We start from the raw sequence: 11,051 nt of genomic DNA, 5'->3' as shown, positions 1-11,051 counted from the left end.
CTTCATTATAGAACTTTCACTTGGTTCTCTTTTTCGCAATGTTTTTATAAAAATGATAAAAACTATTGACAAAACAAAAATATAGTTTATAATAAAAACATAGATAATAAAAATATCAAAAACTATAAAAAGGCAATGCGTTTATGAAAAAGAAAACAGCAGTGATATTTGGGACATTTGCTCCGCTTCATCAGGGTCATATCGATCTGATCCAGCGAGCCAAGCGGCAGTGTGACCAGGTCTGGGTTGTCGTTTCAGGCTATGAGGGAGATAGAGGGGAGCAGGTAGGTTTAACGCTTCAAAAAAGATTTCGATATATCCGAGAGGCCTTTGGTGATGACGAGTTGACCTCGGTTTGTAAGTTAGATGAGACCAATCTTCCCCGTTACCCTATGGGTTGGCAGGAGTGGTTGGACAAAATGTTAGCGGAGATTTCTTATGATGAAACCCAACAAGAACTGATCTTCTTTGTGGGAGAAGCAGACTATCAGCAAGAATTATCAAATCGTGGCTTTGAGACTGTCTTGCAAGAAAGAAAGTTTGGTATCTCAGAGACTATGATTCGAGAAAACCCAAGCAAATATTGGAAATATATTGCTCAACCCTTCCGACGTCAGTTTACAAAGAAAGTGTTGATTATGGGAAGTGCTAGCAATGGGAAGACCACTCTGGCAAAGGATTTGGCTAGGTATTACGATGCACCAGTCAGCTTGGAATATGCACGTGAGTACCAGATCAAAAACAATGTCCGCGACGATGAATTGACTCCAAAGGATTACTATTATCTCCTGTTGTGGCAGTATGACCAGACCTCTAAGTTAATTGACAGTAATGCCAATAGGGGACTGGTGATAGCAGACACCAACTCCTTAGTAACCAAGGGCTACTATGATTATTACATGGAGTCAGAGGATCAAGGGGACTTATCGGGAGAGACTTTTGATAATCTCTTTGCCTCGATCTTGGCTAAGGAAAAATGGGACTTGATTTTCTTTGTGCAACCTATTGGCTCCTATGTCAATGACGGATTTAGAGATATGACTATGGCAGAAGACCATATTCGTCATAGTTTTTCCCAGCATTTGGACCAGATGAGGGAGCGCTACTTAGCAAACATTCCACTAGTTTATCTAGCTGAGGATTATCTAGGAAATTATGAAGCAGCAAAAGTGGCTATTGATACCATTTACCAAGCAGATTAGGAGAAACATATGAAAAAACTAACTGAAAAAATCACACAATTTATCGAAAACTTTAAAAATGTTCATGCAGAAGCTCGCAAAATCGGTTTTGCAGGAATCATGCACTTGCTCTGGAAAGATCTCTTTGTCGGTCGTAGCCTCTTCCAGTGGTTGTATCTCATCGCCTTGTCAAGTGTTCCCTTTATCTTGGAATTCACTCAAAATATAGATAGTCATGATTGGTTAAGCTTGTTTGTATCTTGGACTGGGATTGTCTGTGTTATCTTGGTAGCAGAAGGTCGTGCAAGCAATTATCTCTTTGGGGCTATTAACTCTGCTATCTATTTGATTTTGGCCATGGATGCGACTTTTTATGGCGAAGTCTTGACGACCGTTTACTTCTTTGTCATGCAGCCGATTGGCCTCTATGCTTGGCTGTCCAACCGTATTAATGACCAAGGAAAAGCAGAAGAATCTCATTTTGAAGCTAAGAAATTATCTATTTTTGATTGGCTCAAGTACTTGGCCTTGACTGCTATCATTTGGATTGGTATGGGCTTGGCTTATCAAAGTATCCATAGTGCTCGCCCTTTCCGTGATAGTGTTACCGATGCGACCAATGGTGTCGGTCAGCTCTTGATGACCCGTCTCTATCGTGAGCAATGGATTTTCTGGATTGCAACCAATCTCTTTAGTATTTATCTCTGGTGGGGTGAAAATATCCACATCCAAGGGATGTACTGGGTTTACACTCTCAATAGTCTAGTAGGTTGGTACCAATGGACCAAGGCAGTTCGTAAGGAGGCATAAAATGACGGACACGATGATTCCAGCAGGGATGGAAAAAGAATATTTTGAAATTCATGCAAGTCAGGAGGAGTTTTTAGATTGGTACTACAAGCAGGAACTCCCTCAATACGAAAAACCAAGTGTGACGGTGGATATGGTAGCCTACTGCTTTGTTGAAGGAAAAATCAAGCTCTTATTAATTCGCCGCAAGGCTCACCCTTATCAAAATTGTTTGGCTCTGGTTGGAGGATTTATGGACAAGGGCGAAGATGCTGCGCATGCCTGTCAGCGTGAGGTGAGAGAAGAAGTCAATCTCGATCTTCCTTTGGAAAAAATTGAGCAATTGATGACCGTATCGACTCCCGGCCGTGATCCACGGGGCTGGACAGTGACCATTGCCCACTTGGTTTATTTGCCTAGTCGTGCATTAGAACTTGTTCAAGCAGGAGACGATGCCAAGGATGTGTTTTTTGTAGATGTCGATTTTCAGACAGGCAAATGCTACCTAGAGGGAGTGGAGTTGGAGGAACAAGCCTTCGCTTTTGACCATTATGCCATTATTCAAGAGTCTATCAAACGAATCCAAGGCCGTCTCGACTGGAATCCGACCTTCCTTTATCTGCTGGAGGAGGAGTTCACTGTCTATGAAGGGACTGAACTGGTCAATCTCATCAACCCCGGTCGTCCAATCGTCAGCAATAACTTTCTCGTAAAATACGGAGAATATGTAGAAGAAGTTGGACTCAAACGAGTGCCTAAAAAGAAACCAAGAAAAACCTATCGATTGAAATAAAAAACGAGGTCGGGATAAAGTTCCTGACCTCTTTGTTTGCCTTTATTAGTTTGCTTTGCTGTTGCGACTGTTTTTAGGGATAGTTATCTTTCTTAGAATTGCTCAACATGTGAGTAAAAAGTCTTTGTATCGATACTTGAGATATTTTTCGTGTAGGAATAACAAAGCTATATAGAAAATCATAAAGACTGTGGTCAGATAGAAGATATCAAACGAAGTTTTGCCATAGTGAGTTGCGGATTTATAGGAACCAATTGCTCCCAAAATCAACCAAGGAAGATACTTGAAATACTTATTTAGTATAAGAGTGCACTTCCTATATTCTATTTCACTGTTATTATATTCCTTTGCAGCTAAATATGTAAGCGATTAAATAAGAGCGATTTAAAAAATTTTAAACAAAATAGGAATTTTTCTCTGTTTTTTCTATTAGATTACGAATAGAAGAGTAGGAGGAGTAAAGGTGTTTAAATTATGTGAGATTTTTAAAATAGTTTAAATAAATTATTGACATATTTAAATCTAAATGTTACAATTTCATTACAAAAAGATTTCTTTATATTTCTAAAATATTACAAATGAGTAGAAAAATGAAAAAGAAAACCTATATCAAATTGATGGTAGCAACTGTATTGGCTTCTACCTTGCTACTGGGAGCTTGTGGAAATAAAAAGGAAACAACTCAAGCAAGCAGTTCTGCTAAGATAAGCCAGTCATCAAGCTCTAAAGCAGCCTCTTCTAGCAAAGAAAGCAAGACTCAGAAGTCCTCAACTTCAGCTTCATCTGAAAAGGCCAAGGCATCTACTGATCAATCTTCAGCAACTGCAAGGCCATCACAAGTGGCACCTGCACCAGAGCAAAGACAAGGTCAAGAAGTGTCTAATCAACAGGCAGCTAGTCAACAAACTCCTGCTCAGGCTCCTTCAACTCAACAGGCTCCTCAATCCCAGTCTAACCAATCAAGCTATGATCCTACAACTGACCGCAAACTTCAAGACAAACAAGCAGAGCAAAATAAACGCTACAAGGGTGTTTTAACCATGGTAGATGGTGATTTCTCAGCTGCAGCGGGCAATTGGAAGGGAGCAAATGGCGAAACCATCACAGTTTCATCAGGAGGTCAATTCACAGTAGAATCTGCTGATGGAAAGAAAGAAAACTACTCTATCAGAGGCTACTCTTATACTCTTGATGATGGCAAGTATAATGCCAAAATTGGTGGAGGAAAAATCATCCAAATTACAACAGGAGCGGATGGCAAGGTTTCCAGTGTTGCTTTGAGTCAATAATAACCCTTAGTATTTGAATTTTTACAGTCAAAAACCCGTAACCTTTAAGATAGTTACGGGTTTTTGTCTTTTAAGCCTTATCCAATTGCAAGAGGGCTTCAATCTCTGCTAGGGTGCTAGCTTGTGAAATGGCTCCACGGAGTTTGGCAGCACCAGATGTTCCACGGAGGTAGTGAGGAGCGAGTCCTCGGAATTCACGAACTGCGACGTTTTCCCCTTTGAGGTTAATCAAGCGTTTCAAGTGCTCGTAGGCGATTTTCATCTTGTCCTCAAAAGTCAAATCAGGTAGGATTTCTCCTGTTTCAAAGTAATGGTTGATTTGGTTGAAGAGGTAGGGATTTCCCATGGCAGCGCGGCCAATCATAACTGCGTCAGCACCAACTTCTTCGATGCGTTGTTTGGCTTCTTGAACCGTACGGATGTCACCGTTGGCGATAAATGGAATCTTGGTCAAAGCTTGAGCGACCTTGTGAAGGGTCTCAAGGTCTGCGTGACCTGTATACATTTGTTCACGGGTACGGCCATGCATGGCGAGGGCAGAAACACCTGCTGCTTCAGCAGCGAGGGCATTTTCAACTGCCAGAGATGGATCGGCCCAGCCGGTACGCATTTTGACAGTAAGTGGAATATCAAGGACAGATTGAACCTTGTTGATGATCGAGTAAATCTTGTCTGGATCCTTGAGCCACATAGCGCCAGCTTCGTTCTTCACGATTTTGTTAACTGGGCAGCCCATGTTGATATCGACGATATCGGTCTTAGTGTTTTCTTGGATAAATTCTGCTGCGCGTGCTAGGCTGTCTTCATCGCTTCCAAAAAGTTGGATAGAAACTGGGTTTTCTCCCTCATCGATATGAAGCATGTGTAGGGTTTTTTCGTTGTTGTATTGGATTCCCTTGTCAGAGACCATTTCCATGACAACGAGCCCAGCTCCGAGCTCTTTTGCGATGGTGCGAAAGGCTGAGTTGGTGACACCTGCCATAGGTGCTAAAACGGTACGATTGGGAATCTCAACATTGCCAATCATAAAAGGTGTATTAAGATTTGTCACGAATGAGTTCCTCCAGGTCGTTTTCATCAAAGTTGTAAGTTGTTTGGCAGAATTGACAAGTGATTTCTGCCCCGTGGTCTTCCTCTTTCATTTCCTGCAAGTCTGAGCTTGGAAGGCTTGCAAGAGCGTTCATAAAGCGCTCATGGCTACAGTCACATTGGAAACGGATTTCTTCTTCAGAAAGACGCTTGTAGGCCTCGTCACCGTAGATAGCCTTGAGAAGGGCTTCGATATGGTCTTCACTTTCGAGAAGGGTCGAGATAGCTGGCATTTCTTGGATGCGTTTCTCAAAACGGGCAATCTCTTCTTCCTTGGCTCCCGGCAAGACTTGAACTAGGAAACCACCAGCAACCTTAACCTTGTCTTCTTCGTCCAAAAGGACATTGAGGCCGACTGCAGAAGGTGTTTGTTGGCTTTCAGTCAGGTAAAAGGCAAGGTCTTCACCAATTTCTCCAGAGATAAGGGGAGTCATAGAGTTGTAAGGATTTCCAGTACCGTAGTCTGTGATAACGAGGAATTGACCATTTCCAACAAAAGGTCCGACTAGGACTTCACCAGTTGCAGTCTTTTTGATGTCAACACCAGGATTTTGAACGTAGCCTTTGACGTTCCCTTTGGTATCAGCGACGGTGATGATAGCACCTAGAGAGCTAGAGCCCAGTACCTTCACTGTTAGTTTGGTATTTCCTTTTTCATTGGCTGCGAGAATCTGGCTGGCGATAAGAGTTCGACCAAGTGCTACAGTTGAGCTAGCTTGGGTTTGGTGTTTTTCTTGAGCAGTGCGGACGGTTTCTGTGCTATCAAGGACAAAAGCACGAAAGGCACCGCTTTCTGATATAGTTTTAATAATTTTATCCATAGCTACTATTTTAGCATAAAAATGCCCAAAGGGGGAGCCGTGTGTTTGCTGATTTTCAGGATAATGGATCAGGGAATCAGCATGAAAATAAAAAGAGAAACAGATTATTTCAGCATTTCTAAGATTTATGCTATGCTTAAGATAGAAAATGAAAGGGGTAACAAATGTATTTAGGAGATTTGATGGAAAAGGCCGAATCTGGCCAATTTTCGATCCTTTCCTTCCTATTACAAGAGTCTCAGACGACCGTCAAGGCTGTAATGGAGGAAACAGGATTTTCAAAAGCAACCCTAACCAAATATGTCACCCTGCTCAATGACAAGGCTTTGGATAGTGGCTTAGAGCTGACTATTCACTTAGAAGATGAAAATCTGTGTCTGTCAATCGGTGCAGCTACCAAGGGGAGAGATATCCGGAGCTTGTTTTTGGAGAATGCTGTTAAATACCAGATTTTGGTTTATCTTCTCTACCACCAACAGTTTTTAGCCCATCAGCTGGCTCAAGAATTGGTGATTAGCGAGGCTACGCTTGGTCGTCATTTGGCTGGTTTAAATAAGATTTTGTCAGAATTTGACTTATCCATCCAAAATGGACGTTGGCGAGGCCCAGAACATCAGATTCGCTATTTCTATTTCTGTCTTTTCCGCAAGGTCTGGTCCAGTCAGGAGTGGGAAGGTCATATGCAGAAACCAGAGAGAAAACAGGAGATTGCCACTTTAGAAGAAATCTGCGGTGCAAGCTTGTCTTCGGGGCAGAAGTTAGACTTGGTCCTCTGGGCTCACATCAGTCAACAACGTCTTCGGGTTAATGCCTGTCAGTTTCAAGTGATAGAAGAGAAAATGCGAGGGTATTTTGACAATATTTTCTACCTTCGTTTGCTGAGAAAGACCTCGTCTTTTTTTGCTGGGCAACATATTCCTCTAGGGACTGAAGATGGTGAGATGATGATTTTCTTCTCTTTCCTCCTATCTCATCGCATTCTTCCTCTTCATACTATGGAGTATATCCTTGGTTTTGGAGGACAGTTGGCAGGTTTACTGACGCAATTGATTCAAGAAATGAAGAAAGAGGAGTTACTGGGGGATTATACAGAGGACCATGTCACCTATGAACTCAGTCAGCTTTGTGCTCAAGTCTACCTCTATAAGGGCTATATTTTACAGGATCGCTACAAGTACCAGTTAGAGAATCGTCATCCCTATTTACTGATGGAACATGATTTTAAAGAGACAGCAGAGGAGATTTTTCATGCTCTACCTGCCTTTCATCAGGGGACAGATTTAGATAAGAAGATTCTCTGGGAATGGCTGCAGTTAATCGAATATATGGCTGAAAACGGTGGCCAGCATATGCGGATTGGTCTGGATTTGACATCTGGTTTTCTTGTCTTTTCAAGGATGGCAGCCATTTTGAAACGGTATTTGGAATACAATCGTTTTATTACCATTGAAGCTTATGACCCTAGTCGGCATTATGATTTGCTGGTTACCAATAACCCGATTCATAAGAAGGAACAGACGCCAGTCTATTATTTAAAAAACGACTTGGATATGGAAGATTTGGTAGCGATTCGCCAGTTATTGTTTAGTTAAAGAAGATGGCAAAAAAACTCAATTTTAGGAGAAAAAGAAGTAAAATTTTCTGCAATAAAACGCATATTATCGAGTCTTTTCAACACTTGACAATATGCGTTTGTTTGACTTTAAATTCTTTTTGCTCAGCCTTTTATTTTATATTCTTAGACAAAATTGCTAGAATTACCTCGTTATCATTTGTGTTATCTACTTTAATAAGACCTGTATCAATTCTACTAAATAATGAATTAATAATGATTAGTCTTTCCTCTTTATCAATATTTGTACCAGCATAAGTCAAAGATTGATAAAATCTAGTTAAAGCTGCTTTCTGTTTGTATTCGGTGGCTAAATGATGATTTGACATTACGATTTTTACCAGTATTCTAATTATATAGATAAAGAAAGAAATAACAGAAATAAATACGAATGATTCTGAAAGAAAAGGAATTTCTTTGATGATATCTAAAGAATAATTATGTATAACTGTAATTAATTTTGTCGAAGTAAAAATTAAAGCTAGTACAGTTACAATAAGGATGATAGTCCAATTTCTAGCCTGCTTTATATATTCTGTAGCACGTTTATTCCAGAGTTGTTCGGGTGCCTCCAATGATAGTTTATTCTTATAAGTCTCCTCTAAATGTTCAAGTTTATCTTTCTTTTCCTTTTGCCAACGATTTATTGAGCTTTGAAACTCTTTTAATTCTATGGCCTTATCATCAAATTGTTGTTGAATATCATTGTATCTGTTTTCGATAAAAGAGGTAATTTCTTTATATTGTTCATTAGAATTATCAGAAATTTCTTGTAACTTACTGGTTAATGGATATATAATATTTTTTTCAAAGTCGAATATATTTTCCCTAATATTAGAGAACTGTTTTCTAAGTAAATACAGAGCCGGATAGAATTGGTATGGATAAGAGCTTGAAAAATAATTGCCTATAGAACTTATATTCTTAGAGAGATAGATGTAACTTCTTATCGCTTCTGTAAGATTGTCTGTTGTTTGCTCTATATAGAATGAAACAAAACTCTTTATTTTTCGAATTTCTAAATCTTTATCAATAGGTGAATCAATTGATAGTATGTAAACAAGCTTCCCTTGCTCAGTAGTTTCACGACTACTTGACAAGTTATAATAAAGATAGTTATTTATAGTATCCGTATTTAAGTCGTCAATCTCAGAAAGAAATTTCCTTATGCCATTTATCTTATTATTCATGATTTGCCAATTTGAATAATAATTAGATGGTGCTTTTTCTGAAACAATCTTCCAATAGTCAAAATTAGTTTTTATTACTTTTTCAATTTGATCAAAAGTAAACATCGCTTCACGTTCGTTGAAGTTTATAGTATTGTTACTGTTAATTGTAAATCGAAATAAAATTTTATCATCCAAAAAATTAGATATTTGTTTGCTCGTAAAACTCATCATACTACCAGCCTATTTAGTCGTTTGAAACTTCTTATTTTTAATTAATATCCTAAAATAAGTGCTCTTACCATTTATTGATAAATCTTTTCCGTCATCTCCTTTTCGGAATCCAACAATTTCAAATTGATTTGGATTAAACTTATGAAGAAAAGTTATTGGAACTCCCATAACTCCTCGATAATCATAAGGAATATCTACTGTTTTATTGATATTGATACCGTTGTAATTATCGTAGGTTAAATATTGGTCTTCATTATTTTTATACTTTTTGGTAAGAATAATGTCCTCGTGCCTTTTGAAATTATCTAAATTTGTTAGCCATAAACAGTTATTAGGGGAGACAATTCTTTCACCACGTTCATTTATAGTGGTTTCTGTCCCATAGAGTTCATAGTGGTCTGGAACGATAAATCCAGAAATACCACGTCCCATATTTATCCCCATCCAAACTTTATTGTTTTCTATGAGTTTAAAAGTTTCTTTGTAAGTAATAGCATTAATATTGCCAATGATTAAAAATTGTTTATCATATTGAACAACTTGTGCAAGGAAGTCTCTGAAAAGTGAAAATGGTGGATTTGTTACCACTATATCTGCTTCTTTTAATAGTTTCATACTTTCCTCACTGCGGAAATCACCGTCACCTTTAAAAAATGTCACGTCATTTAGACTGGGAATAATGACCTCTTCTTTTTTCCCAGTGTATTCATAGTAAAAGCCATTTGAAATTTCTGAATTTAAGCTAAATAAATCAAATTGTTGTTCGATATAACAGGATGCAATCAGCTTTTTCAAACCAAGTTCATTAAAATTTTGAGCAAAATATCTATAAAAATTGCTAGTTCTGGGGTCATCACAATTGCAAAATATAATTTTGTTTTTGAAATGTACCTTGTAATGATGTAACTCCCTATCTATATCTTGTAGTTGAGTATAGAACTCATCATTTTTATTTTTTTTTGCCTTTCTTAAAAAATCATTTTCGTTTTTTCTCATTATCTTATTCCATACTCCTTGTTAATTGGTTAAAAATATCGCTTCCCAAAACTTTAAGAGACGTCTTAGCAACATCTAACATTATATTAAACATTTCCTGAGGATTCCAGTGACTTCCATCACCAGTTGTATAGATAGAGGTTGCTTGAAGCATTATTGATTTGTCTTTATTTTTTATAAATTTATTTTTGCACAAATTAGTATTGATTGGCATGCCGTAATTGGCAGCAGTTAGTCTGTCTAAGCGGTTTAGTATTCCTGAGTCATGTTCAAGTATAACAGACCGTCCGTCTGGCCGTATTACAGAGATAGTTTGCGTTAAAAAATTAGAACCTTCTAGAAAAATAATATAAGGGAAGTGTTCCTCGGATAGCATAAAATTTGCTATTTCAGCAATATTTTTATGTGAGCGTTCAATAGCATTTCCGGCAGCCATTAAATCTTGGTCGTTGTTTTTTCCTACTAGTTTACCTGATTTAATATTTTCAATATCTTTTCCTTGATGTTTAGCTTCTGTTACTAGAACTACACGCCAACTGCCTGAATCATCTTTTACCTCAATGATACCGCCGTCAGGAATAATACTTGCATTCTGTGTAAATAAAGTTTTTCCTAAATCTTTATCCAGCTTACTAAGATAATGATTAATCTCCTTTTTACTAACTGATTTTCTAAATCTAAACTCTAACATCGGATATAATTCCTCTAGTTTCGATTTTACTAGATGAGAGATAGTGCCTACGGCAATATCATGAGATTTTGCATCTTCTCCGAATATACCTACTACTCCTCTTGAATCTTTATGTTGGTTAGTTAGACGATTAGATTGATTCTTTTTAGCCATAAAATTCTCCCCTTTTTTATATTTTGAGGTGTTTTTAGTTATTAACAATATTATATCACACTATGAATGGGTATTAAATAATTGCATTATGTAAACTTTTCATATCGTAAATCTTAGCAAAAATACTCTTATTAGCTACTTCTTCATTAAAATAGGTTATTAAATCTAACTTTTGAGGCCTTTTTTGTGAAATTCACACAATCTCCTCACATTTTTTAAAAAATTAAAAAAAGT

Annotated in this window: 10 protein-coding genes and 1 pseudogene; 5 read left to right on the top strand and 6 right to left on the bottom strand. The window is 37.9% G+C overall.

All coding sequences use genetic code 11. The features are described 5' to 3' along the window. The first annotated feature begins 143 nt into the window (after nucleotides 1-143). From HT678_RS04625 to HT678_RS04615, 3 genes are read left to right on the top strand one after another with little or no spacing between them, the layout of a single operon-like run. Nucleotides 144-1,202: an AAA family ATPase gene (locus HT678_RS04625; RefSeq protein WP_050208092.1), complete on the top strand. Its 1,059-nt coding sequence runs from the start codon at nucleotides 144-146 to the stop codon at nucleotides 1,200-1,202. A gap of 9 nt (nucleotides 1,203-1,211) precedes the next feature. Beyond that, on the top strand, nucleotides 1,212-1,991 hold the full coding sequence (gene pnuC, locus HT678_RS04620) for a nicotinamide riboside transporter PnuC (protein ID WP_023941179.1): 780 nt from the start codon (nucleotides 1,212-1,214) through the stop codon (nucleotides 1,989-1,991). Between the two features lies 1 nt (nucleotide 1,992). Next, nucleotides 1,993-2,763, top strand: a complete 771-nt coding sequence (locus HT678_RS04615; protein WP_023941177.1) for an NUDIX hydrolase — start codon at nucleotides 1,993-1,995, stop codon at nucleotides 2,761-2,763. Nucleotides 2,764-2,836: 73 nt separating this feature from the next. Here HT678_RS04615 and HT678_RS11480 read toward each other — a convergent pair. Next, nucleotides 2,837-3,066, bottom strand: a pseudogene (locus HT678_RS11480) (hypothetical protein). A gap of 287 nt (nucleotides 3,067-3,353) precedes the next feature. Between HT678_RS11480 and HT678_RS04610 the strand changes: the two are divergent. Further along, nucleotides 3,354-4,052 (top strand): hypothetical protein, encoded by a 699-nt coding sequence (locus HT678_RS04610; RefSeq protein WP_023936780.1) that lies wholly within the window; start codon nucleotides 3,354-3,356, stop codon nucleotides 4,050-4,052. A 70-nt stretch (nucleotides 4,053-4,122) separates the two neighbouring features. Here HT678_RS04610 and dusB read toward each other — a convergent pair whose 3' ends face one another. Both dusB and hslO read right to left on the bottom strand, forming a co-directional pair. Further along, a complete protein-coding gene (gene dusB / locus HT678_RS04605; protein WP_000183308.1) occupies nucleotides 4,123-5,103 on the bottom strand; it encodes a tRNA dihydrouridine synthase DusB in 981 nt (326 codons plus the stop codon). After that, nucleotides 5,090-5,962: an Hsp33 family molecular chaperone HslO gene (gene hslO, locus HT678_RS04600; protein WP_000357854.1), complete on the bottom strand. Its 873-nt coding sequence runs from the start codon at nucleotides 5,960-5,962 to the stop codon at nucleotides 5,090-5,092. Before hslO ends, dusB begins: the two co-directional genes overlap by 14 nt. Before the next feature lie 164 nt (nucleotides 5,963-6,126). On the opposite strand from hslO, the gene HT678_RS04595 reads away from it, so the two are divergent. Beyond that, the gene (locus HT678_RS04595) at nucleotides 6,127-7,554 is read left to right on the top strand and encodes a helix-turn-helix domain-containing protein (protein ID WP_172924624.1); all 1,428 of its coding nucleotides are present in this window, start codon (nucleotides 6,127-6,129) and stop codon (nucleotides 7,552-7,554) included. Between the two features lie 133 nt (nucleotides 7,555-7,687). On the opposite strand, the gene HT678_RS04590 is transcribed toward HT678_RS04595, so the two are convergent. The 3 genes from HT678_RS04590 to HT678_RS04580 are packed head-to-tail and all read right to left on the bottom strand — an operon-like array spanning nucleotide 7,688 to nucleotide 10,817. Then, complete coding sequence (locus HT678_RS04590; RefSeq protein ID WP_023934039.1) at nucleotides 7,688-8,977, bottom strand: DUF6161 domain-containing protein; 1,290 nt, start codon at nucleotides 8,975-8,977, stop codon at nucleotides 7,688-7,690. Between the two features lie 9 nt (nucleotides 8,978-8,986). Beyond that, nucleotides 8,987-9,973: an adenine-specific methyltransferase EcoRI family protein gene (locus HT678_RS04585; protein WP_023936772.1), complete on the bottom strand. Its 987-nt coding sequence runs from the start codon at nucleotides 9,971-9,973 to the stop codon at nucleotides 8,987-8,989. 4 nt (nucleotides 9,974-9,977) lie between these two features. Further along, the gene (locus HT678_RS04580) at nucleotides 9,978-10,817 is read right to left on the bottom strand and encodes an EcoRI family type II restriction endonuclease (protein ID WP_023934038.1); all 840 of its coding nucleotides are present in this window, start codon (nucleotides 10,815-10,817) and stop codon (nucleotides 9,978-9,980) included. Nucleotides 10,818-11,051: the final 234 nt, after the last annotated feature.

Source organism: Streptococcus sp. 3167, assembly GCF_013277175.1.
Lineage (GTDB): Bacteria > Bacillota > Bacilli > Lactobacillales > Streptococcaceae > Streptococcus > Streptococcus pseudopneumoniae.
Note: the sequence above shows the minus strand (reverse complement) of the source record. Positions and strands in the feature narration are given on the sequence as shown.